Annotated in this window: 23 protein-coding genes; 7 read left to right on the top strand and 16 right to left on the bottom strand. The window is 70.1% G+C overall.

Annotated elements, in window-relative coordinates; all coding sequences use genetic code 11:
* Positions 1–36 precede the first annotated feature (36 nt).
* The 16 genes from ABIA38_RS40695 to ABIA38_RS40620 all read right to left on the bottom strand — a co-directional run bounded on the left by ABIA38_RS40695 (position 37) and on the right by ABIA38_RS40620 (position 16,731).
* Positions 37–864: an enoyl-CoA hydratase/isomerase family protein gene (locus ABIA38_RS40695; RefSeq protein ID WP_424644031.1), complete on the bottom strand. Its 828-nt coding sequence runs from the start codon at positions 862–864 to the stop codon at positions 37–39.
* Positions 855–1,709, bottom strand: coding sequence for a 3-hydroxyacyl-CoA dehydrogenase family protein (locus ABIA38_RS40690; protein ID WP_424644030.1), 855 nt, complete (start codon positions 1,707–1,709; stop codon positions 855–857). The genes ABIA38_RS40695 and ABIA38_RS40690 overlap by 10 nt, the downstream gene beginning before the upstream one ends.
* On the bottom strand, positions 1,706–2,455 hold the full coding sequence (locus ABIA38_RS40685) for an enoyl-CoA hydratase/isomerase family protein (RefSeq protein ID WP_424644029.1): 750 nt from the start codon (positions 2,453–2,455) through the stop codon (positions 1,706–1,708). Before ABIA38_RS40685 ends, ABIA38_RS40690 begins: the two co-directional genes overlap by 4 nt.
* Positions 2,452–3,672 carry a thiolase family protein gene (locus tag ABIA38_RS40680; protein ID WP_424644028.1) on the bottom strand — a complete coding sequence of 407 codons (1,221 nt, stop codon included), beginning with the start codon at positions 3,670–3,672 and terminating at the stop codon, positions 2,452–2,454. The genes ABIA38_RS40685 and ABIA38_RS40680 overlap by 4 nt, the downstream gene beginning before the upstream one ends.
* A complete protein-coding gene (gene paaN / locus ABIA38_RS40675; protein ID WP_424644027.1) occupies positions 3,665–5,377 on the bottom strand; it encodes a phenylacetic acid degradation protein PaaN in 1,713 nt (570 codons plus the stop codon). Before paaN ends, ABIA38_RS40680 begins: the two co-directional genes overlap by 8 nt.
* Positions 5,378–5,478: 101 nt before the next feature.
* Positions 5,479–6,813 (bottom strand): dihydrolipoamide acetyltransferase family protein, encoded by a 1,335-nt coding sequence (locus tag ABIA38_RS40670; RefSeq protein WP_424644026.1) that lies wholly within the window; start codon positions 6,811–6,813, stop codon positions 5,479–5,481.
* Positions 6,810–7,826, bottom strand: coding sequence for an alpha-ketoacid dehydrogenase subunit beta (locus ABIA38_RS40665; RefSeq protein ID WP_424644025.1), 1,017 nt, complete (start codon positions 7,824–7,826; stop codon positions 6,810–6,812). The genes ABIA38_RS40670 and ABIA38_RS40665 overlap by 4 nt, the downstream gene beginning before the upstream one ends.
* Before the next feature lies 1 nt (position 7,827).
* Positions 7,828–8,943, bottom strand: coding sequence for a pyruvate dehydrogenase (acetyl-transferring) E1 component subunit alpha (pdhA, locus tag ABIA38_RS40660; RefSeq protein ID WP_424644024.1), 1,116 nt, complete (start codon positions 8,941–8,943; stop codon positions 7,828–7,830).
* Between the two features lie 140 nt (positions 8,944–9,083).
* Positions 9,084–10,385 carry an NAD(P)/FAD-dependent oxidoreductase gene (locus ABIA38_RS40655; protein WP_424644023.1) on the bottom strand — a complete coding sequence of 434 codons (1,302 nt, stop codon included), beginning with the start codon at positions 10,383–10,385 and terminating at the stop codon, positions 9,084–9,086.
* The gene (locus ABIA38_RS40650; protein WP_424644022.1) at positions 10,382–10,696 is read right to left on the bottom strand and encodes a 2Fe-2S iron-sulfur cluster-binding protein; all 315 of its coding nucleotides are present in this window, start codon (positions 10,694–10,696) and stop codon (positions 10,382–10,384) included. Before ABIA38_RS40650 ends, ABIA38_RS40655 begins: the two co-directional genes overlap by 4 nt.
* On the bottom strand, positions 10,693–11,649 hold the full coding sequence (locus ABIA38_RS40645) for a fumarylacetoacetate hydrolase family protein (RefSeq protein ID WP_424644021.1): 957 nt from the start codon (positions 11,647–11,649) through the stop codon (positions 10,693–10,695). The genes ABIA38_RS40650 and ABIA38_RS40645 overlap by 4 nt, the downstream gene beginning before the upstream one ends.
* Before the next feature lie 41 nt (positions 11,650–11,690).
* A complete protein-coding gene (locus ABIA38_RS40640; protein WP_424644020.1) occupies positions 11,691–12,533 on the bottom strand; it encodes a polysaccharide deacetylase family protein in 843 nt (280 codons plus the stop codon).
* A gap of 3 nt (positions 12,534–12,536) precedes the next feature.
* Positions 12,537–13,751 carry a cytochrome P450 gene (locus ABIA38_RS40635; RefSeq protein WP_424644019.1) on the bottom strand — a complete coding sequence of 405 codons (1,215 nt, stop codon included), beginning with the start codon at positions 13,749–13,751 and terminating at the stop codon, positions 12,537–12,539.
* Between the two features lie 185 nt (positions 13,752–13,936).
* Positions 13,937–15,076, bottom strand: coding sequence for a PucR family transcriptional regulator (locus ABIA38_RS40630; protein WP_424644018.1), 1,140 nt, complete (start codon positions 15,074–15,076; stop codon positions 13,937–13,939).
* Between the two features lie 123 nt (positions 15,077–15,199).
* Positions 15,200–15,730, bottom strand: coding sequence for a VOC family protein (locus ABIA38_RS40625; protein ID WP_424644017.1), 531 nt, complete (start codon positions 15,728–15,730; stop codon positions 15,200–15,202).
* Positions 15,731–16,347: 617 nt separating this feature from the next.
* Complete coding sequence (locus ABIA38_RS40620; protein ID WP_424644016.1) at positions 16,348–16,731, bottom strand: hypothetical protein; 384 nt, start codon at positions 16,729–16,731, stop codon at positions 16,348–16,350.
* A 424-nt stretch (positions 16,732–17,155) separates the two neighbouring features.
* Between ABIA38_RS40620 and ABIA38_RS40615 the strand changes: the two genes are divergently transcribed.
* The 7 genes from ABIA38_RS40615 (at position 17,156) to ltrA (ending at position 23,658) form a co-directional block, all read left to right on the top strand.
* Positions 17,156–17,812, top strand: coding sequence for a hypothetical protein (locus ABIA38_RS40615; RefSeq protein ID WP_424644015.1), 657 nt, complete (start codon positions 17,156–17,158; stop codon positions 17,810–17,812).
* 598 nt (positions 17,813–18,410) lie between these two features.
* Positions 18,411–18,788 (top strand): Imm32 family immunity protein, encoded by a 378-nt coding sequence (locus ABIA38_RS40610; RefSeq protein ID WP_424644014.1) that lies wholly within the window; start codon positions 18,411–18,413, stop codon positions 18,786–18,788.
* A 126-nt stretch (positions 18,789–18,914) separates the two neighbouring features.
* Positions 18,915–19,445 carry a transposase family protein gene (locus tag ABIA38_RS40605; RefSeq protein ID WP_424644013.1) on the top strand — a complete coding sequence of 177 codons (531 nt, stop codon included), beginning with the start codon at positions 18,915–18,917 and terminating at the stop codon, positions 19,443–19,445.
* On the top strand, positions 19,388–19,633 hold the full coding sequence (locus ABIA38_RS40600) for a transposase (RefSeq protein WP_424644012.1): 246 nt from the start codon (positions 19,388–19,390) through the stop codon (positions 19,631–19,633). The genes ABIA38_RS40605 and ABIA38_RS40600 overlap by 58 nt, the downstream gene beginning before the upstream one ends.
* Before the next feature lie 27 nt (positions 19,634–19,660).
* Entirely contained in the window at positions 19,661–20,494 is an 834-nt protein-coding gene (locus tag ABIA38_RS40595) for a transposase (protein ID WP_424644011.1), read from the top strand.
* A gap of 18 nt (positions 20,495–20,512) precedes the next feature.
* The gene (locus ABIA38_RS40590; RefSeq protein ID WP_424644010.1) at positions 20,513–21,046 is read left to right on the top strand and encodes a barstar family protein; all 534 of its coding nucleotides are present in this window, start codon (positions 20,513–20,515) and stop codon (positions 21,044–21,046) included.
* An 833-nt stretch (positions 21,047–21,879) separates the two neighbouring features.
* Positions 21,880–23,658 carry a group II intron reverse transcriptase/maturase gene (ltrA, locus tag ABIA38_RS40585; protein ID WP_424644009.1) on the top strand — a complete coding sequence of 593 codons (1,779 nt, stop codon included), beginning with the start codon at positions 21,880–21,882 and terminating at the stop codon, positions 23,656–23,658.
* The last annotated feature ends 5 nt before the right edge of the window (positions 23,659–23,663 follow it).

Genomic DNA, 23,663 nt, shown 5'->3' with positions numbered 1-23,663 from the left:
GCTCGGAGCGGCCCGTGGCACCGGCTGGGTAGCGGCTCAACAACCGTGGAACGTGGGCTTGTCCCGGGCCGAAAACGCCCGCACCGCGGCTTGGTGGTCCCTTGTGGCGCCGAGCCGCTCCTGGGCGGCGGCTTCGCGTTCGAGGACCGTGCTCGAAGCGGCGTCGTCCGTGTGCCGCAGCAGGGCCTTGACCTCGCGGTAGGCGGCTGTGGGCCCCGCTGCGAGGCAGTGGGCGAGGGCAAGCCCTGCCGCGGTGGCGGCCCCGTCCGTGGTGACCCGGTGAGCAAGGCCCCAGCGCAGCGCGTCCCGGGCGTCGAAGCGGTCTCCGAGCAGGAACAGTCCCGCCGCGCGTGAGGAGCCCAGTGCCCTGGTCAGCGTCGCACTCAGCCCGCTGTCCGCCGCGAGCCCGATCCCGGTGAAGGCGGTGGCGAAGCGGGCGCCCTCGGCCACGACCCGCACGTCGGCACACAGCGCCAGGGCCAACCCGGCCCCCACGCAGGCGCCCTCGACGGCGGCGACCACCGGCATGGGCAGGGCGTACAGGGCTTCGACGAGCGGGTTGTAGTCGGTCCGCACCTTGGCGAACGCCGACTCCGGGTCGGCCGCCAGGTCGCGGGCGTGTTCCTTGAGGTCTTGGCCGACGCAGAAGGACGTGCCTCGCGCGGCGAGCAGGACCGCGCGGACGTCGTTCCCGTCGCTGCGCACCCGGCTTACGGCGGCGAGGAGTTCGCTCCTGAGGGCCGCGTCGAGCGCGTTGCCCGGTGCGGAGCCGCGCAGGAGGACGACGGCCACGCCGTCGGTCAGGGAGTAGTCGACGCCGGGTGCCGGTTCGGTGTCGATCCCATGGTCGTCGTCTATTTCCATGAGTAGAAGCCCTTTCCGCTCTTGCGGCCCAGTTCGCCGCGCGCGACCTTGTCGCGCAGGAGTCGGGGAGCAGCGAAGCGCTCGCCGAGGGTGGCGTGCAGGTGGTCGGCGATGGCCAGACGTACGTCGAGACCGACGAGGTCGGTCAGGCGCAGCGGGCCCATCGGGTGCTTGTAGCCGAGGGTCATCGCGTCGTCGATGGCCTGCGGGTCGGCGACCCCTTCCGCCACCATGCGGATCGCCTCCAGGCCCAGTGCCACGCCGAGGCGGCTGCTGGCGAAGCCCGGGGAGTCCTTGACGATCACGTCCCGTTTTCCCAGGGCATGGGTCCAGGCCGATACGGTCCGCAAGGTCTGGTGGCTGGTGGTGGGTGCGACGACGAGTTCGATCAGGGCGGAGGCGGGGACGGGGTTGAAGAAGTGCATGCCGAGGAACCGGCTCGGGTGGGTCAGGGCCGCGCCGAGTTCGGCGATCGACAGGGAGCTGGTGTTGCTGGCCAGGATGGTTTGTTCGCCGACGACGCGTTCGGCTGCGGCGAGCAGTCGGGCCTTGAGGGTGGCGTCCTCGGAGACGGCCTCGACCACGAGGTCGGCGTCGGCGGGTAGAGCGGCCACGGAGTCCGTGGTGGTGACCCGGTCGAGTACTCGGTCGAAGGGCTCGTGAAGGTTGCCGTGTTCGGCGGCGCGGGTGAGTCCGGCGGCGATGCGCTCGAGTGCTGCTGCCGCTGCGCGTTCGTCGCTTTCGACGACGGTGACGGACGCTCCGACGGCGGCGAAGGATTGGGCGATGCCGGCGCCCATTCGGCCGCCGCCGATCACGCCGACGACGGCGGGTGTGGTGCTCATGGCGTGCTCTCCTTTTTCGCCAGGAACCGGGTCATACGTTCCTTTTTGTCCGAGCCCTCGAACAGCACGGCCTGGGCGAGGTCGTTGGCCGGCGGATGGGCGCCCGGCGCGTCGACGACGAGTTTGGTCAGGCGCAGGGCGGTGGCCGAGGACCGTGCCATCCGGTCCAGCAACGCGTGGGCACGGTCGAGGAGGACGGGGGCCGGCACGACGTCGATGACCAGCCCCGCCGCGAGGGCCGCCGGGGCGTCGAGGGTGCGGCCCGCCAGGAGCACCTGCTTGGCGAGGGATGCGCCGACCAGTTCCGGCAGCCGCCAACAGGCGCCGGCCGCGGCCAGGATGCCCAGGGCGGGCTCGGGGTTGCCGAAGACCGCGTCGGGGCCGGCGATCCGGATGTCGCACGCGTAGGCCAACTCGGCTCCGCCGCCCAGGGCCCAGCCGTCGACGGCGGCCACCGTGGGCATCGGCAGCCGGTGAACTCGCTCGAACAGCCGGCTGTTGATGCCCTGGAGCGCCTCGTCGCGGCCGCGGTGCAGCAGCTCGGCGATGTCGGCGCCGCCCGCGAAGACCCCGGCGTGGCCGGTCAGCAACAGCAGCCGCGGGTCGCGCTCCAACCGGGCGCACACGTCGTGCAGTTCGTCGATCATCCGGGCGCTGATCGCGTTGCGGGCCTCGGGTCGGTGCAGGGTGACCACCACCCGGTCGGTGCGCTCGTCGACCAGGAGCGTCTGCCAGGAGCCGCTCATACCCGCTCCACCAGCATCGCGACGCCCTGCCCGACGCCCACGCACAGCGTGGCCAATCCCCGGCGGGCGTCCTCGCGTTCGAGCCGGCCCAGGAGGGTGAGCAGAATCCGGGCGCCGGAGCAGCCGAGCGGGTGGCCCAACGCGATGGCGCCGCCGTCGGCGTTGACCCGGTCCTCGTCGAGCTTCAGTCGGCGCATCACCGCCAACGCCTGGGCGGCGAAGGCCTCGTTCAGTTCGATGGCGTCCAGGTCGCCGCGCTGCCATTCGGCCTTGGCCAGGGCTTTCTCGGTGGCGGGCACCGGGCCCAGGCCCATCAGGTTCGGCTGTATCCCGGCCGAGGCGGACGTCACCACTCGGGCCCGGGGCGCCAGGCCGTAGCGGGCCACGGCCGCCTCGCTTGCCACCACGAGGGCGGCGGCCCCGTCCGACAGAGGGGAGGCGGATCCTGCGGTGACGATGCCGTCGGGGCGGAAGAGGGCACGCAGCGTGCCGAGCTTGTCCAGGCTCGTTTCCCGGCGTGGGCCCTCGTCGCGGGTGAGCCGGCCGTCCCGGACCGGCACCGGCACGATCTCCCGGTCGAAGTGGCCGGCGTCCTGGGCCGCCACCGCGCGTCGGTGGCTGCGCAGCGCGTAGGCGTCGGACTCGGCGCGGGTGATGCCGTCGAGGGCGGCGACCTCCTCGGCGGTCTCGCCCATCGACAGCGTCGTCTTGACGCTCTCGGGGCCGGCGCCCGCCGGGACGGCGCGGTCGGCCGCGGCCAATCGCGGGTTGGTGAAGCGCCAGCCGAGCGCGGTGTCGTGCACCTCGCCGGGCTTGGCCCAGGGGGTGCCGGGCTTGGCCATGACCCAGGGCGCGCGGGTCATCGATTCCACGCCGCCGGCCACGACCAGGTCGGCCTCGCCGGCGCGGATCGCCTGGGCAGCGGAGGCGACGGCGGTCAGGCCGGACGCGCACAGTCGGTTCACCGTGTAGCCGGGCACGGTGTGCGGAAGTCCGGCGAGCAGCACGGCCATGCGGGCCACGTCGCGGTTGTCCTCGCCGGCCTGGTTGGCCGCGCCGAGGATCACCTCGTCGACCGCGTCGCCGGGGATCGCGGCTCGGCGCACCGCCTCGGCGACCACGAGGGCGGCCAGGTCGTCGGGGCGGACTCCCGCCAGGGCACCGCCGTAGCGGCCCTGTGGGGTGCGGGCCCCGTCGATCAGATAGACCTCAGACATCGCCGACCTCCGGGCGCCGGGCGGGCCGCCGCGATTGCAGCGTGGCGAAGCGGCCGGTGACGAACGCGGGATCGGACAGCGTGGCACTGGCCGCCGGGTTCGCGGCGCTGCCGTGGAAGTCGCTGAACGCGGCCGACTGGTTGACGAAGACGCCGCCGGTGAGGTTCTCCGACAGGTGCACGCCCGCCTCCAGTGCGGCCAGTTCGGCCTCGGCCAACACGTCCTCGGACGTGGAGTGGACGGCGGCGGTCAGCGCACCGTGTTCGCGCACGGTGTCGCGGAAGATCCGCAGGCTGTGTGCCGTGGAGTCGGTCCCGATCACGAAGGACACCGGGCCGAACCACTCGCGGGTGTACGTCTGGTCATCGGCCTCGGCGTCCAGCAGCGCGACCAAGGGTGTCCGAACCGCCGCCTCCGGGTGATCGGGGTCCTCGATCGACGTCGACCGGCGCACCGTGCGGCCGACCTTCGCCGCCTGCGCCAAACGCTCGTGCACGCCCTCGTTGACAATCACGCCCAGGGTGGCGGCCGCGCGGGCGGGGTCGCCGAGGAGCTTGTCCAGCGCGCCGCCCAGGTCGCCGGCGAACTCCGCCGCAGACCGCACTCCCTGGTCGGTGGTGAAGCCGTCGCGAGGGATGAGCAGGTTCTGTGGGGTGGTGCACATCTGCCCGCTGTACAGGGACAGCGAGAAGGCCAGGTTGCGCAGCAGGCCCTGGTAGTCGTCGGTGGAGTCGAGCACGACCGTGTTCAGGCCGGCTTTCTCGGTGTAGACGACGGCTTGGCGGGCGTTGTCCTCCAGCCAGTCGCCGAACTCGGTCGAGCCCGTGAAGTCGATGATCCGCACCTCGGGACGCACCGCGAGGACACTCGCGATGCGGTCCTCGGGTCCTTCCGCCACGAGGAGCACCAGGTTCGGGTCGAAGCCCGCCTCGGTCAGGACCTCGCGGGCGATGCGTACGGAGATCGCGAGCGGCAGCACGGCGCCGGGGTGCGGCTTGACGATCACCGGGTTGCCGGTGACCAGGCTCGCGAACAGGCCCGGGTAGCCGTTCCAGGTCGGGAAGGTGTTGCAGGCGATCAGCAGTGCCGGGCCGCGCCCGACGGGGGTGAACTTCTTGTCCAGGGCGAGCGGTTCGCCCTTGCGCTGTGGCTTGCTCCAGCGCGCGGCGGCGGGGTGGCGCTTTTGCTCGGCCCACGCGTAGGCCACCGCCTCCAGGCCGCGTTCCTGGGCGTGCGGGCCGCCCGCCTGGAAGGCCATCACGAACGCCTGACCCGTGGTGTGCTGCACCGCGTGCGCGATCTCGAAGCTCGCGGCGTTGATCCGGGCCAGGATCTCGGCGGCGACCCCGGCGCGGGTGTCGGGGCCGGCGGCACGCCACGGGCCGATGCCGGCCGTCGTGGCCGCGATCGCCTCGTCCGGCGTGAGCCTCGGATAGTCGACGTCCAACGCGAGCCCGTACGGGGAGACTTCACCGGGGTTCACGGTGCCGCTGTGGGGGTGACCTTCGAGGACGAAGGCCTTGCCGAGCTGTTCCCGCAAGGTGGTTTCGCCCTGTTTGGGGGCTTCTCCGCCGTACACCGAGTTGCTGGGCGATTCCGGATAGGGCGACCAGTACTCGCGGTTCGCGGTGCCGGCCACGGCTCGGTCGAGCAGTTCACGGTGTCGGGCGAAGAAGTCGGGCGTGCTGGGGGTGTCGTGCACCATGTGTTCTCACCTCGTGGGGGATGTCGGGATTGCGGCGCCGGCCCGGCGCCGTGGCACGGGCGCCGGCACCGGGTGTGGCGAGGCGGCGGGCCTCGGGTCGCTCACATGTCGGCCAGCAACGTCGCGGGACGCTCGACGCAGTCGGCCACATAGCGCAGGAAACCGCCGGCCACGCCGCCGTCGCAGACCCGGTGGTCGAAGCTCAGCGAGAGCTGGGTGACCTTGCGGACGGCGAGTTCGCCGTCGACGATCCAGGGTTTGTCGACGATCCGGCCGACCCCGAGCAGCGCGGCCTCGGGGTGGTTGATGATCGGGGTGGAGCCGTCCACGCCGAACACGCCGTAGTTGTTGAGGGTGAACGTCCCACCGGTCAGCGCCTCGGGAGGAAGGCCGCCGGAGCGGGCCAGGTCGGTCAGTCGGCCCAGTTCGGCGGCGATCTGCGCCGTCGTCAGGGTGTGCGCGTCGCGCAGTACGGGGACCATCAGGCCGCGCTCGGTCTGAGCGGCGAAGCCCACGTTCACGTGCGCGAAGCGGACGATCTCCTCCCGTTCGGTGTCGACGGTGGAGTTCAGTTCCGGGTATCGCCGCAGCCCCGCGACACAGATGCGGGCGAGCAGCGGCAAGAGGCCGATGCGTCGATCCGGGTGGGCGGCCCGGAGCACGTTCTTGGCGTCCAACAGTGCCGTCGCGTCCACGTCCACCCAGGTCGTGGCGTCGGGGATCTCGGTACGGCTGCGCGCGAGTTTGCTCGCGACCGCGCGACGCAGGCCACGCAGGGGGATCCGCTCCTCCGCAACGCCGGCGACCGCGTCGGCGCGGGTGGCCGCCGGCGTCTCGTCTCGGGCGATGGCCTGTTCCACATCTTGGCGCCGGACCACGCCGCCGGTTCCGCGCGGTGCCAGGTGGGCGACATCGACATCGTGGTCGCGGGCCAGCCTGCGCACCAACGGGGATATCACCAGCGCCACCTCCGGCCGACTCCCCTCGGGTGAGGGCACGCTGCCCACACCTTCCACGGCCTCGCCGCGCGCGGGAGGCGGCGTCGGTGCGGGCCGGCGACGCCTGCGGGAGGGCGGCGCGTGGCCGGTGCCGTATCCGATCAGCACGTTCCCGGATCCGGCCTGCTCCTCCGCGCGGTATCGCTCGGCGGCGGTGGGGCCTTCCGCCCGCGTCTCGGTCGGCGTCGTGCCGACCGAGATGAGCGGTTGCCCCACCGCGAGCGCCGTGCCGGCGTCGGCGTGCAGGCGCAGGACCGTGCCGGCGTAGGGAACCGGTACTTCGACGGCGGCCTTGGCGGTCTCGACCTCCACCACGATGTCGTCGACCTCCACCGCGTCGCCGACCGCGACCTTCCACTCCACGATTTCCGCCTCGGTCAGCCCCTCGCCCAGATCGGGCAGGAGGAAGACCTGCGCTTCGAGCGTGCCGGTGCTCATGCCGCTCCCACGATCAGGTGCCGGACGTCGGGCGCGTCGTCGAATTGCAGTCGGTCCACCGCGTCCAGGACGCGGTCCACGCCGGGCAGGTGCGCGTGCTCCAACTTCGGCGGCGGGTAGGGGATGTCGAACCCGGCGACGCGCAACACCGGCGCGGCCAACGAGTGGAAGCAGCGCTCCTGCACCCGGGCGGCGATCTCGGCGCCCACACCGGCGAATCCCTGGGCTTCCTGGATCACGACGCAGCGGCCCGTGCGTCGCACGGACGCGGCCACCGTCTCGTCGTCGAACGGCACCAGGGTGCGCAGGTCGACGACCTCCAGGCTGCGTCCCTCGCGCGCCGCGATCTCGGCCGCCTCGAGCGCCACCGGTACGGAGGGGCCGTAGGTCACGAGCGTCGCGTCGCTTCCCTCGCGGCGCACGACCGCGCGACCGAACGGCTGCGCATGACGCGTGCCGAAGTCGGTGTCCTGCTTCGACCAGTACAGCTTCTTGGGTTCCAGGAAGACCACGGGGTCCGGGTCGGCGATCGCGTCGCGCAACAGCCAGTAGGCGTCCTCGGCCGTCGCGGGGGTGACCACCTTCAGGCCGGGCGTGTGCGCGTAGTACGCCTCGCTGGAGTCGCAGTGGTGCTCGACGCCGCCGATTCCGCCCGCGTACGGGATGCGGATCACCATCGGCAGCGACACCCGCCCTCGGGTCCGGTTGCGCGACTTCGCGACGTGCGAGGCGATCTGTTCGAACGCGGGGTAGGCGAAGGCGTCGAACTGCATCTCCACCACGGGCCGGAAGCCGCCCATGGCCATCCCGACGGCGAGGCCGACGATGCCGGCCTCCGCGAGCGGGGTGTCGAAGCAGCGTTGTTCACCGAAGTCCCGGGTCAGGCCGTCGGTGATGCGGAATACGCCGCCCAGGGGGCCGACGTCCTCGCCGAACACCAGCACTCGTTCGTCCGAGGTCAACGCGTCGCGCAGCGCGGTGTTCAGCGCCTGCGCCATCGTCACGGTCGCCATGTCAGTCCTCCTGGGCAGTGAACTCGGCGGCGAGCAGGGCGCGTTGCTCGCGCAACTGGGGGGTGGGCTCGGCGAAGACGTGGTCGAACAGCTCCAGTGGGTCGCCCTCGTGGTCGGTGTTCATCCGCGCGCGCAGGGCTGCGGCGAGGCTCTCGGCATCCGACCGGCCGGCCTCGATGTCGTCGTCGGTCAGCACGGCGCGCGCCCGCAGGTACGTCTGCAACCGGGCAAGGGGATCCGCCGCCCGCCACCGCTCCACCTCGGCCGGCTCGCGATAGCGCGTCGCGTCGTCGGCGTTGGTGTGCGCGTCCATCCGGTAGGTGTGTGCCTCCACCAGGAACGGGCCCCCGCCGGCGCGCGCGTGCTCGACGGCGGCGGTCAACACGGACAACACCGCCACCAGGTCGTTGCCGTCCACCTGTTCCGACCGCACGCCGTATCCGACGCCCTTGTACGCCAACGCGGGAGCGGCGCTCTGCCGGGCCAGCGGCACCGAGATGGCGTACTTGTTGTTCTGGACGAAGAACACCACCGGCGACGCGAACACGGCGGCGAAGTTGAGCGCTTCGTGGAAGTCGCCCTCGCTGGTCCCGCCGTCGCCGATCAACGCCATGGCCACGCCGTCCTCGCCCTTGCGCCGCATCGCCTCGGCCATGCCCGCGGCGTGCAGCACCTGGGTGGCCAGCGGTGTGCACTGGGGCGCCACCCGGGTCGCCATCGGGTCGTAACCGCAGTGCCAGTCCCCGCGCAACAGCGTCAGCACCTCGACGGGGTCGACGCCACGCGTCACCAGGGCCATCGAGTCGCGGTAGGTCGGGAACAACCAGTCGTCCTCGCGCAACGCCAGCGCCGCGGCGATCTGGCACGCCTCCTGGCCCCGGCTGGAGGGGTACACGGCGAGCCGGCCCTGCTTGGTCAGGGCCGTCGCCTGGGTGTCGAACCGTCGCCCGAGCACCATCCGTCGGTATGCCTCGCGCAGCAGCGTGTCGTCCGGCGCGTGGTAGCCGGGCGGTGGCTTCTCCGGTGTGCCGTCCTCGGCCACGAAGCGCACCGGCGCGAGCGAAGGAAGGAAGCTCTGCATCGATCGGCGCAGGGTCTTCGCGGATATCACGGACATCGGGAGGCTCGCTTTCGTTGGACGTGTGACCCGTGAACGGGCCCGGCGAGGAACGTGGAGGTTCCCTGCGCGTGGGCCGGTTCAGGGCGCGCGTGCGTGGTGTTGCGGGTGTGCCGTGGCGACTTGCCCGCCCGTCTGGCTCAGTGGGCGTCGGCGGTGTGGCCGACCCGGGCGTCGACCGTGTCGTGCGCGGCCTCGGTGCGGTCCTGGGCGCGGCGCTGTCGGCCGGCCCATTGGTTGAGCGAGAATCCGTCGGCGGCCGTCTCCTCGCGGTGCAACGGCCGGTCGGAGGCGAGGATGCGGCGAGCCGCGGTGTGGTCCGCCGGTGTGTTGACCGACTCGACGGCCGTGAGGAGATCGTCCTTGAACAACAGGGTGGAGAACGATCCGGTCGCCGGGTCGCCGAGGACGGTGCTGTCGTCGTGGCCCTGCCCGATGCCGGCGATCTGCAGTTTCGTGGAGAACTGTTCGGTCCAGAACCAGGGAACGGCGGTGTAGGGGGCGGGCGTACCCGTCAGGCGGGCGGCGAGGCAGCGGGCCTGGTCGACGGCGTTCTGGATCGATTCGAGTCGGGTTCGGGTTCCGGTGTGGGTGTTGGGGAAATCGGCGCAGTCGCCGATGGCGGAGATGTGCGGATCGCTGGTGCTCAACTGGGCGTCGACCCGGATGCCGTCCCCGACGTCGATGCCGGCGTCGGTCGCGAGTTCCACGGCGGGTGCCACGCCGACTCCGACGACCACGAGGTCCGCAGGCACGAGCGTGCCGTCGTGAAGACGGACGCCGGTGACGGCTCCGGTGCCGTCGCCGTCCAGGCGTACGACGGTGCGTCCCATGCGCAGCGTGGTGCCCTGCGCGCGGTGCAGGTCGGCGATGTGTGTCGAGGTCGCCACGGACACCGACCGGGCCATCGGGCGGTGGAGCGCCTCGACGACGGTGGTCGCGATTCCCCTCTTCGCCCCGGCGGCTGCCACTTCCATGCCGATGAACCCGGCACCGACGATCGCCAGGTGCGTGGCGGCCGACAGCCGGGCGCGCAGGCGTTGCGCGTCGTCGCGGGTGCGGACCTGGACGACCCCGTCGAGGGTGATGCCCTCGACGGGCGGGGTGCGGTTGCGCGCTCCCGTGGCCAGGACGAGGTGGTCGTAGGCCAGGGTGTGTCCGTCGGCCAGCCGCACCCGCCGGCCGAACCGGTCGATGGAGTCGACGCGTGCGTGGCGCAGTTGGATGTCGCGGCGCTCGTAGAACGAGCGGGGGCGCAACTCGGTCTGCGTCTCGGCGTGCAGCAGGAAGTTCTTCGACAGGGGCGGCCGTTGGTAGGGCAGGCCCGGTTCGTCACCGACGAGGACGACGGGACCGGCGTGTCCGCGTTCGCGCAGCGATGCCGCGACCTGGAAGCCGCCTTGGCCCGCGCCGACGATCACGACGGTGGCGTCGGGCTTCATGTCGGGGTCCCCGGTACGGTCACGACCATCGGTTCGTCGGCGGGGAGTTGGCACCCCAGTCGGCTGTGGGCGGTGCGCGGCGCCTCGGTGCAGGCGAGCATCTGGTCCTCGTCGTCGGTCATGGCCGGGAGCCGCGCGGCCACCGCCTCGTCGACGTAGACGTGGCAGGTCGCGCACATCATGTTGCCGCCGCATTCGCCGACGATCCCGTCCACGTCGGCGGCGATGGCGGCCGACATGACCGTGTCGCCGGGGGCCGCGTCGACGGTGATACGGGTACCGTCCGGTTGCATGTAGTCGATCTTCGTCATGACGCTGTCCGAACGGTGGTGGGGGTGACGGGGATTTCGCGGCTGGTGGTGTCTTCGTCCGTGACCCGCTGGTGTTGTTCGCCGAGTCCGGTGATGGTGCCGCGGATCTCGTCGCCGTCGACGAGGTAGGCCGGCGGGTCGAGTTCGAATCCGCAGCCGCTCGGGGTGCCGGTGAGGATCACGTCGCCGGGGAGCAGATCGGTGGTGCTGCTGATCGACGCGATGAGGGCCGGTATGTCGAAGAGCATGTCGCTGCTCCAACCGTCCTGGCGGGCCTGGCCGTTGACCGAGAGCTTCAGGTTCAGCGGCATCGCGTCGAGGCGTTCGTCGCGCTCGTCGCGCATGAGCAGCCAGGGTCCGGTGGCGCAGAACGACGGGAACCCCTTGCCGCGGACGAGTTGCATCTGCAACGGCGAGTGGATTCCGGCGCCCAGCGCCACGTCCCGCGCGGTGACGTCGTTGGCGATCATGTAGCCGGCGACGTGGTCGAGGGCGTCGTCGGGAGCGATCCGCCGCCCGGCCCGGCCGATCACGACGGCCAGTTCGAGCTCGTAGTCGAGCGCCTTCGTCTCGGGTGGCTTGATCAGCGGGTCGTACGGCCCGCACACGCTCCCCGGCAGCTTGACGAACATGACGGGCTCGGTGGGCGGGGTGACGTCGCCGAGCACGGCGTTGGAGTGCAGGGGGTAGTTGAACCCGACGGCGATCACCTTGCCGGGGCGCGGAACCGGCGGCCCCAGACGCACACCCGCGCGGGCGATGTGCCGGTGCGTGTCGTGCAGTGCCGCTTCCACGAGGGGCCGGATGGTCGGCCACAGCGCGAGGATGTGTGTGGTGTCCGTAGCGGGGAGCCCGAGCGGCGCGAGAACCGGGGCAAGGGGCAGGATCGTGTGATCGTCGACCAGCACCCCCGGCTGTTCGCCGCCGGGTCCGCCGAAGCTGACGATACGCATGTCGCCTCCAAGAAGAGGGATGTCTGACGGGGACGGCGTGGTCACCACGCGGGGGGCGCGTCGAGGTGCGCGGCCCCCGCGAAGTGTTCGGGGTGCGCGTGCATCCACCGCGCGATCTCGGTCGACCGGGCGTGCCACACGCGGTCGTCGGCGTCGAGTCGGTCCATCAGTGCGCCGATGGCGGCGACCTTGTCCGGGGTGTCCTGCCAACACACGTGGAACACGTGCGACGCGAAGCCGGCGGCTTCGACGGCCTCCTCGAGCGATCGCTCGTGCGCGCGCAGCAGGACGTCCGGCCCGACCGGATGATCGCCCGGCTCCTCCGTGCGCAGCCGGGTGAAGCCGGCGATGTAGTAGGCGCCGTCGACACCCGCCCAGGGGTAGGGCAGCAGGGCCAGCCCATCTTGGAGGCCGTGGACGTCGCCGGCCAACGAGGCGAGTTCGAACCCGTACTCGCGCAGCAGCGTCGGCGAGTGGTCGCCGAGCAGGCCACCGGGAGGACGGGCCGCGATGGGCCGGATTCCCAGCCGGTCGTACCGGTCGAAGCTGCGGTCCAGGGCGGTACGCAGGGCGACTTCGCCCGTTCGGGACCACGGTTCGTGCAACCAGCCGTGCCACCCCACGTCGTGTCCGGCGTCCGCGATGCACCGCACGGCGTCCGGGTAGACGTCGATGTTCCACGCCTCGACGTAGAACGTCGATCGCACCGGCCGATCGCGCAGCATCGCCAGAATGTTCGGGAGCTCGACGGAGACACTGTGGTGACTGCCGACCGGAACGTCGGCGGGCCAGGATTGCGTGCCGATCTCGGCGGCCTCGCCGAGGTGGTCGAACGTGACACAGGCCGCGGCTCGGCGCCCGCCGGGCCACCTTCCTTCGGTCATCGTCTACACCCCCTTCGGTGCGACCTTCAGCGCGGTCATCGAGGCGAACACGAGTTCGTCGTTCCACGGGGGGTTGGGATCGGTGAGCGTCATCGCGGGCAGCCGCTGGGGCAGGAGCCGCAGCAGGATGTCGCCCTCGAGGCGCGACAGCGGGGCGCCGATGCAGAAGTGGCCGCCCGCAGTGAAGGCCAGGTGCCGGTTGCCGGTGCGCCGGATGTCGAAGGTGTCCGGATCGGTGAAGCGGCGCTCGTCGCGATTGGCCGCCGCGAGCCCGAGCATGAGCTGGGTGCCCTCGGTGATGGTCTCGCCGTGGAGCTCGAAGTCGTAGCCGGCGTAGCGGGAGATGAAGTGCACGGGCGACTGCCAGCGCAGCACCTCCTCCCACGCCGCCGGCGCCAGGTCCGGGTCGGCGGCGAGCAGCCGCATCTGATCGGGGTGGGACAGCAGCGCGTGGACGGCGTTGGTCATCGCCACCATCGTGGTGTGGTAACTGGCGATGAAGAATCCGACGAGCGTGACGATCAGTTCGTCCCGGCTGAGCCGTCCGCCTTCCTCCTCGGCCAGCATCAGTGCGCCGACCGGGTCCTCGGGGCCGAGGTTTCCGCGCATCGAGTCGACGATCTCGCCGATGTAGTCGAAGTAGAACTGCGCGGCCTCGTCGGCTGCGGCGAGCTGCCTCGGGGTGATGGGCGTGTGGGTCAACACGGCGTTGAGCGCGGGCATCCGCCGCAGCACCGTCGCCGCGTCGGCGGCGGGGGCGTGCAGCAGTCGACAGGCGATCTCCGCGGGCACACGCGTGCCGAAGTGCTCGACGAAGTCGACTTCGCCGTCGACGGCGGCGAGCGCCTCGATGTTGTCGGTGATGATCCGCTCGACCCACGACCGCATATGGGCCAGCGCCCGCGGCGCGAACGCGGGCGAGACGAGCTTGCGCAGTCGCGTGTGCGTCGGCGGGTCCATGTCCGGCAGGGACAGTTTGTGGAAGGTGGCGCCGGGGCCGGTGCCGATGTCGGCCGGGTACTCGCCGGCCTTCGGCTGCACCCGCATCAACGGATCCTTGAAGATCCGCTCGACGTCCGCGTAGCGGGTCAGAACGACTCTCGCGCCGTCGGGCTCGACCCGGGCGACGGGGTTGTGGTCGCGCAGCCGCCGGTAGGTGGCGAAGCGATCCGCGCGAATCGTGGGATCGCCGAGGCTCAGATACTCCTGGGCGGACATGGGGCTCCTCGTCGAGTCGTTGCCGTCGCTGTGGGTGGCGCCTCTTCTTGCTGCCACGACGGTACGTTCGACCAAACCAACATGTCTTTGGGGAAAACATGAGCTTGAGTGCCGGGTTCCTGTGCTTTACACAAGCCCCCGGAAGCGCTCACATGTCCTCGACGCTCCTGGCTCCCGCCGGCCCTCTACCGTGGCGCCGACCGGCATCCGAGCACGGACCGGGCCAGCCCGGCGAATGTCCGAGGGTCGGCGCCGGTGAGTTCGTGCCATCGCGTCAGTCGGTAGCCCATGGTGTTCGGGTGCACGTTGAGCCGCCTGGCGGCGTCGGAGAGGGAGAATCCGCAGTCGGCGAACGCCAGGACGGCGGCGGCGAGGTCGGGGTGGTCCCGCTGGGCCTGCTGGATGTCGGCGAGGATCGGCGTCAGCCGGGATCGACTGTCGAGCAGCGTCGCCTCGAGCCAGGAATCCGCGAAACGCACCGACGGCTCGTTCCACAGCTGCGCCGTTCGCAACGCGCGCTCGGCGTCGACGATGCTCAGATGTGCGCCGTCCAGGCCCCGACGGGGCAACCCGACCCCCACTGCGGACCGGTCGCCGGCGATCCCGTGCACGGTGCGCACCACGAGTACCGGATCGCAGTCCTGCGCGATGGCGATCATGACGTCGCCGCGCACTCCGCAGTGCACGACACCGGACAGTCGCCGGGTCGCGCGCTGCAGGTTCTCCACCTCCGGTCGGGGCCACGCCGCACGGGTCGCGCAGAACGCCTGGAACCGCCCCTCCACGTCGAACGCCAGCGCACGCGCGCTCTCGGTGACCTGCTCCCCGAGGGAACGATCGCCCAGCTCGTTCAGGAATCGCTGCCGCAGTTCGGCGTGCTGTACGGCCGTGCCCGGCGCGTCCGCGACGAACGCGTCGACGACCGCCGTGCTCATGGCCTCGGTCCACCTGCCGAGCGGTTCGACCAACCGGAGCAGCAGGTCGTTGGTGGCCTCGGGCGTGGACTGCAGGGCCGCCCAGACCTCGCGACGCACGATGTGGAACGAACCCAGCACGTCGTAGGCGGACACGCCCAACTGCGTCCGCCGCAGTGCGGAGCGCCGCGTGAACTGGAGATGCTCGGCTATCGGCCCCTGCCCGGACGCGATGCTGACCAGCATGCGGCGGGTGAGGTCGTGCACGGTGCGCCGGTGTTCGAGTTCCGGCAGGTGTTCGTACGAGGGCAACTCGGCACGGATCCGGGCCGTCAGGTCGGGATCCTCGTGTTCGAGCCGCAGGGCGACCGCGTCACACAGCCTGCTCATCGCGGTGGGGTCCGGCGTCATGATCCCCAGCGTATTGCGGCACATCCGTGCCGCCGCGGTAGGAAGCGACAGGAACTGCGTCGCGGCGGCCGGCATGGGCCGGCCGCCGCGAGACCACGACGTCCGCCGCGTACACCGGCCGGCCTACCGAAGCTCGGCGAACCAGCGCACCTGCAGCGGCTCGCCCCGAAGCCAGGCATCCATGGCCGGCTTGTCGTCGATGTTCTGGATCTCGATGCGCAGGCCGCCCGGGTTGCGGAAGTAGGCAAACCCGAGGATGCCCTCGCCGTCGTGGTACGGCGTCAGGTCGAGAGTGAACCCCTGCTCCTCGAGGCCGCGAGCAGCCGCGTCCAGATCGTCGACGTAGTAGCCGATGTGGTGGAACCGCATGCCGCCGGCCGGACAGGACCAGGGGGACTCCGCGCCACCCTCCCAGAGCTCGACCGGTGGCTCGGCGGCCGGCATCCAGCACAGACGTCCGCCGACACGCACGGGGTCCACAGACAGTGCGGGCGCCACGACCAACGCCTCGATCGGAACCGGCTCGGTGACGGTTCCACCGTTGAGTGCGATCAGTGAATCGGCGGCCTCGGTCAGGTCGCCGACCGCGTACGCGACGTGGAAGACCTCGCCGAGGACCGACGAAGCAACCTGGCTGGACTCGGCGGCGGACATGGACGGCTCCCTGGGTGAGCATGCGAGCCGCAGTTGCAGCTCGTGCAGGGACCATAGGTTCCGGAACAGGCTCTCGTCATCGGTGAATCCCCAAAAACGCCTCGTTCTGCCTGGTGATTCACACCAACGATGCCGATCCACGACAGCCCGCAACCGAGGCCGAGATCGTGGTTGACGGCACGGCGGTGGGCGGCGTGTGGGGATCCGAACCGGTGACGGCGCACCCGCTGAAGGCAAAGGTGCGGCAGGGGCGGGGCGGTGAAGCGGCCGAGGGTTGCCGATGCCGGAATCCCCCGTACGCATCACCGGACCCACCACCAACACCACCCAACCCCGACCAAACAACACATCCCTCGACAACCCCGGGTCATGTGATCGTCCGGCTCGACCGGCCGGCCGGGAATCGAGATGGCCAACTACCTACCGTCGACGTCGAGTGGGTAGGAATTCGCGTCGGATGTTGTGAGGAATTCTGTGCCGGTTTTCCACGGCGTGGAGCATCGAGTCAAAGTCCAAGCCTCCGCTTTCGTAGCCGACCCACGAACCGCGCCGGCACCCGGCCCGCAACCTCGTCGGTCACGCGGCCTGCGGACGGACCGGGGCATCGGGCACCAGGTTCAGCGACGTCGGACCATTGCTGCAAGCAACGTGGTCAGGCAGCCTCCGAGGGCGAAGGCACCGAAGACGGTCAGTACGGCGTCGACGACGGAATCGGAGAAGTCCGCCCGATACCACAGGATGATCGCCAGGATGACGACACCGTGGACGAACAGACTCAGGCTGATCAGCAGAATACCGAGCGCGGCCCTGTGCCGGGCCAGTACCAGGGCCGTCACGCCTGCGAGGATCCCGCTCCAGGCCGAGACGAAGCCGAACGGCCCCATGCAGAGGAACTGCCAGGGGGCCGATACCAGGCAACAGGCGATCCAGATGCCCGCAGCGGCCAGACCACGCGTCGGTGACCGCGCATCGCAGACACGGGTATGGAAGACGTCATGCATCCGTCCGTGATCGCAGGGTCGATGGTGGTCCGGGGTCGGCGTACCTGGCGGCACCCCGTAACTGCCTTCACTCCATTCGCCGTTGGGCTGCCGGGCTTCGCCGTCGGCGGGGTCGAGGCCGGTCAGGGCCGGTGGACTGGCTCGCCGGGATCTTCGGGGACAGCGCCGCAGAGTCATGCGAATCGGCGCCGCCCGCCGAGTCGGTACTCGGGTGTGTCGAGCCAGGCATGTTCGCCGTGCGGATCGACCGTGAGGCCGAACCGGTCGGAGGACGGGGATCGCGACCGGCTCCTCGACATCGTTCGCGCACGCCGGGCGGGCACCGCCGATCCACCGGCGCGGCACCGCGATCGCCCAGCGGGCGGGGCGCCGGCCGGATTGGGACGGTCGCCTCGCGAGGGGCCGGGGTCGGCATACTCGCCCCATGGGCACGGGCGGGTGGGGTCGGGACGGGATCGACGAGTGGGCCGCGGCGTTCTGCGGGGCGGTGGCGCGGGGGGAATTCGGCTGGGCACACCGGTTGATGGACGGGTTGTCGCAGGAGCGGGAGGATCGGATCAGGTGGGTTCTCGGGCGGGCGATGTTGTACGCGCGGCAGCGGGAGTACACGGCTGCCCTCGACGTCGTCCGCGGCTGGTTGGACACGGCTGCGGCGGAGGATCCGTTTCGATCCGAACTCGAGCACGCCCACGCCGACTACGCGGCCGTCGGGTTCCTCGCGGGCGCGTTCCCCGCGGCCGCGACATCGCCGCTACTTCGGACCGCTGCCGCTGCCGCCGCCGCGGACCCGACGCGATCGCCCGCGTGTCCGGTGACGGTGGCACTGGACGTGCAGGAGGGGCGCAGCGAGCAGGCCCTCTCGCGCCTGCGCCGGCACCGGCGGGCGTCACTGCTGGGTGATCGGCGGACGCGGGCGAACGCGGACGTGCTGATCGCGGTGTGTCTCGCGGAACTCGGTGATCTCGCCGAAGCCGAGAAGGCGATCCGCCGCGCGACGCGGATCGCGCCCGGGTTGGCCTTGATACCGATGGCCCGGGCGCACGTCGCCGCGGTCGCGGGCGGCGTCGCCGACCGGCCGTGAAGGCGACGGCGGTGGCGAGCGGGTGCGGGTCGACCCCACCCGCGTGGGCCTTCGGCATCGGGGCCGAGCGCCCGGGCGCGCACGTCGACGCCGACCTCCGCAGGCATGTCGTGACTCCTCGGCGCCGGCGGGCCCGGGTTCGTCGGTGTCGAGGCGACGACGTTCGACGTGATCGCCGACGCGACGGGTCCGACCGGCGCGATCGTCGACGCGCCGAACCGGCGGACGTCGGACGTCGAGGACGCGGGCGTCTTCGGTCGGGAGCCACCTGCCCCGGGTGTTCGGACGGGCCCCGACAGGTCGGCGCGTGCGAGGTCGAAGCGCGCCGTGCCGTAGCCGTACCGGGCGGCGGCCAACGCCGCCGCCACGTGCCGGCGCGCCATCCGGGCCGGCAGTACCGGGGATTTGCGCAGCACATCCTCACCTCGATGGGCGGGCGGGCACAGGTCGTACAACCACGCCACGGCAGTACGCTCCCAACCCGGCGCGCCGGGCGGCCGGACACCCCGCAGACCTAGACGAGCAGATCCCAAGTGCCAGATCGCGTCTGGCAGCCGGCTGGCATTATGGGGGCCGATCTTGAAGGAGTGCTGACCGCGTGAGACTTGCCTGTGATCCCGCATACGAAGAAGTGGATCTCTCCGCGTCGGCGGAGGAATTGAACCGCTTGGCAGACGCGGTGGCCCAGGGCGAGGGGCTATTCACCTCTTCCCCGGGCAGCGGCGTCCTGGCAGGGGTTGAGGTCAAGGACACTCCCGGTCCCGGCGTCCTTATCCACCTGGACTCCGAGCAGCAGTTCCTGGTGATCAGCGGTGACTCCGTCGGCAGGGCAGTGCTCGCGGACAACCTGCGCGGCATGGCATCCGCCGGGGACGGCGGTCACCTCCACGTCGAGTACCCCGCGCACGACTACCTTGTTGATGGGTCTCTGCCGTTGGTGGTAAACAGCCCGCACGGGGGCATGCCAACTCGGTGAGCGGGTGGCAGCTCGATGCGATCAGTGATCGTAGGCGACCAGTGACAGCGGTCAGTGGATACGGCTCTGATCCACATTTCGGGATCACCCAGCGTGACTCGTAGTCAAGTTGATATCTGATGAGGTGTGTTACGTGATCAGATATTTGACCTGCTCCTTCCGCATCCGAGGGGTGTGCTCATCCTGGACGTACGGGAGATCGAGGCAAGGTTGTGCATCACGGCCCGTACCGCTGGGGAGGAGGCACGCTGCCCGGACTGCGGTACCAGTACGCGCCGGGTCCACGACCGCTACGGACGGCGGCTCAGCGATCTCGCAGTGGGCGGTCGACCGGTGACGATAGCCCTGACCGTGCGCCGGTTCCGCTGCGATGCCGCACACTGCCCGCGCCGTACCTTCGCGGAACAGGCCGAGGGCCTGACCTTTCGCTACGGTCGCCGAAGCCGGCTCCAGCAGGCGGCGCTGGAAGCGATCGGCCGCCTCCCGGCAGGCCGGGCTGGTGCCCGTCTCGCCGACATGCTGTATTGCCCGGTGAGCCCGAACACCCTGCTCCGCCGGGTGCGGGCTCTGCCGCCGACCCACCTGAACGGAGCCCGCGGGTGCCGGGGGTGGATGACTTCGCTCTCAAACGCGGGCACGTCTACGGCACCGTGCTGATCGACATCGAGACCGGCCGTCCCGTCGACGTGCTCCCCGACCGGACCGCCGAGACTTTCACCGCGTGGCTCCACAGCACCCCGGGGCCGAGATCGTGTGCCGCGACCGGGCCGGCGCCTACGCCGAGGCCGTCCGCACCGCGGCGCCGGACGCGGTCCAGATCGCGGATCGCTTTCGTTTGTGGCTGAACCTGTGCAAGACGGCGGAGAAGTGCGTTGTCGCTCACCGCCGCTGTCTCGTCCCGCCCGAGGACGGATCATGACGAAGTAGTGGAGCCGCCTGCCGGGCCACCGGCGACCGAGGGCAAACGGGCGTCGAACACCCGCCGCCACTTCACGGCGGTGCACGAGATGTACGACAAGGGCGTCGCCATCGAAGTGATCTCGAAGTCGCTGCGGATGGACCGCAAGACGGTCCGCAAGTACGCCCACGCGAGGGCTGTCGAGGATCTGCTCGCGCCACCGCGGCAGAGCCGACGGATGCTGCAGTCCTGGGCCGAGTACCTCAATATGCGCCGGCAGGAGGGCTGCACCGACGGCGGACGCCTCTTCCGGGAGATCCGGCAGCGCGGATATGGCGGCAGTAGCCGCAGCGTCCGGCGGTGGCTCGAGCCCCTGCGGTCCGCTGAGGCCCCGACGCCCAAGCGGTCCGAGACACCCACCATCCGGCAGGTCGTCGGCCGGCTCACCCGCCACCCCGACAACCTCACCTCCAGCCGGCAGCTCCGCCTCAAGCGCATCCTCACCCGCTGCCCAGAACTTGCCGATCTCCGCAGACACATCGAGGACTTCGCCACGATGATGACGAACCTCCACGGCCACCTGCCACCGCGCTGGATGAAGGCGGCCCAGGCCAGCGAGCTCCCGCCCTTGAGCAACTTCGCCGGCAACCTCAGCAAGGACCTCGACGCCGTGACCGCCGGCCTGACCCTGCCCTACTCCAGTGGCATGGTCGAGGGCCATGTCAACCGGGTCAAATTCCTCAAACGCCAAGGCTACGGACGTGCCAACTTCGACCTCCTCCGACGCCGCATCCTGCTCACAGCCTGACCGACTAGGGTCAACGGCATGGCCGCCTTCACCCCTGACGCCGAGCGGGACCTCGACTTCCGGCTCATGGCGAACACTTTCATTACGCTCTTCCGGCGCCGGAACCTGCTGGACGACAGCACAGCCTGGCTGGACGAACACGGTTACCACGTCGCGACTCTGGATGCGGCGGTCTGGACATCGAAGGAAGACCTCCTCAAGGATGTCGGAGCCGCCCTGGACTTCCCCGACTACCACGGACGCAGCCTCGACGCATTCAATGACTGCTTCGGCGATGTCGCTTCCTACGCTGCCTACGGGATCCCCCCAGAGGCCACCGGCCTGGTCTTGGTCTTCACCGACTTCGACACGTTCGCCGCAGCGGATCCGGAGACTGCGCAGATCGCCCTGGACATCATCGCCGACAACGCCCGCCGGGCTGCGTTGTTCGGACGTCGCGTGATGTGCCTGGTCCACAGCTCCGACCCGCAGATCGAATTCGCATCAGTCGGCGCCATGCCCATCTCGTGGAACGGCGCGGAACAAGCCCACGCCAGCCGACGAATGAGCTGACCCGGGCCGACCAGCAACGACGCACAAGCGTCACGGAGCAATGTCGCCCCTGCTCACGCTGGGTGATCCCGAAATGTGGATCAGAGCCGAACTGAGAGGCCGTTGACACGGCCGGAGAAGCACCCACGGCGGGAGATCGTCGACGCGATCCGCTACGTCGTCGACACCGGCTGCAAATGGCGGGGTGCGACACGAGGTCGCACTGATCAAGTGGCAAGACGACAGAAGGGAGTTGGTAGAGCCCAGGCCAGTGTCCGTGGCCTGTCCCCTGCGTCCGCATGCGTCGCTGGCAACGGCGGGGTGTGAAGCCGGACGATCACGCTCAAGAGCTTCCTGGCCATCGGGAGGCAACAAGCAAAGGGGAAGACTGGACGGGCGAGCGAAAGCGAATCTCCGGCTATGCCTCGTGATTGCAAGCCGCGCGATGGTGATGCATGCGGCGGCCCAGGACTCGGCGCGGAAGAGCGCCAGGTGACCCTCGCGGACTCGCCGGCGGGGGCAGGACACCACCGGTCCCGGGGTAGAGGAGGCGCCCACCCCAGTCGCATCTTGTCAGTGCGGAACGTGGAAACCCCGTCGGGGTCCGGGACTGCCCGGTAGTCCGACCGTGAGGAAGGATCAATTCCCCGGCGGGAACAGGATGGCCCAAGAAGCGAAGGCCGACAGGCCGAAAGGCCAGGGGAAAGCGAGCGGCTCCTGCCGCCGTATAACCCGTCGGATACGGGTCCAGGTGGCCCGGCCCGAAAGGGCGCCCACGTGGGCCGGGTGAGCCTTTGCAGAGATCTGGTGATGGCGCCGGAGCCGAAGGGCAAGTTGGACGCAGGGAGGTGCTGATGACACGACGGAACAGTCAGCCGTGTCGCACTGCCCATGCGAACGGACCGGAGGACGTACGACTCGACTGGCACGGCATCGACTGGGCCGAGTGCGAGGATCACGTACGGCGACTGAGACGAAGAATCTTCAAGGCAGCACAGGAAGGCGACCTGAAGAAGGTCCGCAATTTGCAGAAGCTCATGCTGCGAAGCCGCTCCAACACGCTGGTGAGCGTCAGGAGGGTGACCCAGCAGAGCGCGGGGCGCAAGACCGCTGGCATTGACGGGGAAACGGCGCTCACGCCGAGGGAACGGGGCCGCCTTGCGGCCCGGATCCAACGGTCCGAGCATCCCTGGCACGCCCGGCCGGTCAAGCGCGTGTTCATCCCGAAGGCAGACGGAAGGCGGCGACCTCTGGGGATTCCGGTGATCGTGGATCGCGTGCTCCAAAGCCGGGTGAAAAACGCTCTGGAGCCCGAGTGGGAGGCGCGATTCGAACCGAGGTCATACGGATTCCGTGCCGGTCGGGGCTGCCACGATGCGATCGAGGCCATCTACAACACGGTGGGGCAAAAGCGTGCCACGCGTGTGTGGGTGCTCGACGCGGATCTCGCGGCGGCATTCGACCGGATCAACCACACCAAGCTCCTGGACGCCCTTGGCATGTTCCCTGGTCGGAGCATGATCCGAGGATGGCTGCGGGCCGGAGTGGTCGAGGACGGCCGCCTCACACGGACGGACGAGGGAACTCCCCAAGGGGGAGTGATCAGTCCGCTGCTGCTGAACGTCGCGCTTCACGGGATGGAGGCAGCGGCAGGAAGTCGATACCGGTACGCCGGTCCGGGAAATCGTGGCACATACACGGCCCGGGACGCCCCTGTCCTGGTGCGGTACGCGGACGATTTCGTGGTCATGTGCCACGGCGAGGAGGAAGCGCACCGCATCAAGTCCGAGCTGGCACAGTGGCTGGAGCCGAGAGGGCTGAGGTTCAACGGGGAGAAGACCCGGATCGTCCATGTGACGCAGGGGTTCGACTTCCTCGGATTCGGGATCCGGCGCTGCGGGGACAAGCTGCTGATCAAGCCCAGCAAGGACGCTGTCGCGAGAATCCGGGAACGGCTCAAGGCCGAGGTGAAGGCACTTTATGGGGCCAACGCCGGAGGAGTCCTGAGAAGGCTCGCCCCGATCATCCGCGGGTGGGCCGCCTACTACCGGACGGTGATGTCGTCCAGGACCTTTACCGACCTGGACAACTACATGTGGGTGCTCACTTACAAGTGGGCCAAGCATGCCCACCCGCGCAAGTCGAAGGACTGGATCGTCAAACGGTACTTCGGCCGGTTCAACAAGGCCCGGCAGGACCGATGGGTGTTCGGCGACCGCCCAAGCGGCGCCTATCTCGTCAAGTTTTCCTGGACCGGGATCGCCCGACACACCCTGGTCAAGGGGGCGGCGTCGCTCGACGACCCGTCCCTGACCGATTATTGGGAGAACCGTCGCCGACGGACAACGCCGCCTCCCATGGACAAGGTGAGCCTGTCCCTGGCCCATCGGCAACGGGGGCTCTGTCCCCTATGCCGCCAGACGTTGATCGCCGGAGCCGAATACGAGCCGGACAACCCACGCGAGTGGATCAACTGGTTCGCAGCCTCGATGAAGATGCTGAACAAGCACCACTTCGAGTATCGGCGCGACGGCGGGTCGGACGAGAAGAAGAACCTGCGTCTCGTGCACGCCGAATGCCATCGGCAACATCACGCCATCGATGGCAGACGGCCCCGAAGGCAAGACCTGTGATGCCC

It is taken from the genome of Embleya sp. AB8 (assembly GCF_049739465.1).
Taxonomy (GTDB): domain Bacteria; phylum Actinomycetota; class Actinomycetes; order Streptomycetales; family Streptomycetaceae; genus Embleya.
This window is presented reverse-complemented; position numbering and strand designations above follow the sequence as displayed.

Excerpts from the sequence above, each read along its gene's own strand:
- ABIA38_RS40635 (WP_424644019.1), bottom strand. The coding sequence starts at position 13,751 with ATGTCCGCCCAGGAGTATCTGAGCCTCGGCGATCCCACGATTCGCGCG.
- ABIA38_RS40655 (WP_424644023.1), bottom strand. The coding sequence starts at position 10,385 with ATGAAGCCCGACGCCACCGTCGTGATCGTCGGCGCGGGCCAAGGCGGC.
- ABIA38_RS40620 (WP_424644016.1), bottom strand. The coding sequence starts at position 16,731 with ATGCATGACGTCTTCCATACCCGTGTCTGCGATGCGCGGTCACCGACG.
- ABIA38_RS40640 (WP_424644020.1), bottom strand. The coding sequence starts at position 12,533 with ATGACCGAAGGAAGGTGGCCCGGCGGGCGCCGAGCCGCGGCCTGTGTC.
- ABIA38_RS40670 (WP_424644026.1), bottom strand. The coding sequence starts at position 6,813 with ATGAGCACCGGCACGCTCGAAGCGCAGGTCTTCCTCCTGCCCGATCTG.
- ABIA38_RS40590 (WP_424644010.1), top strand. The coding sequence starts at position 20,513 with ATGGCCGCCTTCACCCCTGACGCCGAGCGGGACCTCGACTTCCGGCTC.
- ABIA38_RS40695 (WP_424644031.1), bottom strand. The coding sequence starts at position 864 with ATGGAAATAGACGACGACCATGGGATCGACACCGAACCGGCACCCGGC.
- ABIA38_RS40685 (WP_424644029.1), bottom strand. The coding sequence starts at position 2,455 with ATGAGCGGCTCCTGGCAGACGCTCCTGGTCGACGAGCGCACCGACCGG.
- ABIA38_RS40630 (WP_424644018.1), bottom strand. The coding sequence starts at position 15,076 with ATGACGCCGGACCCCACCGCGATGAGCAGGCTGTGTGACGCGGTCGCC.
- paaN (WP_424644027.1), bottom strand. The coding sequence starts at position 5,377 with ATGGTGCACGACACCCCCAGCACGCCCGACTTCTTCGCCCGACACCGT.
- ABIA38_RS40650 (WP_424644022.1), bottom strand. The coding sequence starts at position 10,696 with ATGACGAAGATCGACTACATGCAACCGGACGGTACCCGTATCACCGTC.
- ABIA38_RS40615 (WP_424644015.1), top strand. The coding sequence starts at position 17,156 with ATGGGCACGGGCGGGTGGGGTCGGGACGGGATCGACGAGTGGGCCGCG.
- ABIA38_RS40665 (WP_424644025.1), bottom strand. The coding sequence starts at position 7,826 with ATGGCGACCGTGACGATGGCGCAGGCGCTGAACACCGCGCTGCGCGAC.
- ltrA (WP_424644009.1), top strand. The coding sequence starts at position 21,880 with ATGACACGACGGAACAGTCAGCCGTGTCGCACTGCCCATGCGAACGGA.
- ABIA38_RS40690 (WP_424644030.1), bottom strand. The coding sequence starts at position 1,709 with ATGAGCACCACACCCGCCGTCGTCGGCGTGATCGGCGGCGGCCGAATG.
- ABIA38_RS40645 (WP_424644021.1), bottom strand. The coding sequence starts at position 11,649 with ATGCGTATCGTCAGCTTCGGCGGACCCGGCGGCGAACAGCCGGGGGTG.
- ABIA38_RS40680 (WP_424644028.1), bottom strand. The coding sequence starts at position 3,672 with ATGTCTGAGGTCTATCTGATCGACGGGGCCCGCACCCCACAGGGCCGC.
- ABIA38_RS40625 (WP_424644017.1), bottom strand. The coding sequence starts at position 15,730 with ATGTCCGCCGCCGAGTCCAGCCAGGTTGCTTCGTCGGTCCTCGGCGAG.
- pdhA (WP_424644024.1), bottom strand. The coding sequence starts at position 8,943 with ATGTCCGTGATATCCGCGAAGACCCTGCGCCGATCGATGCAGAGCTTC.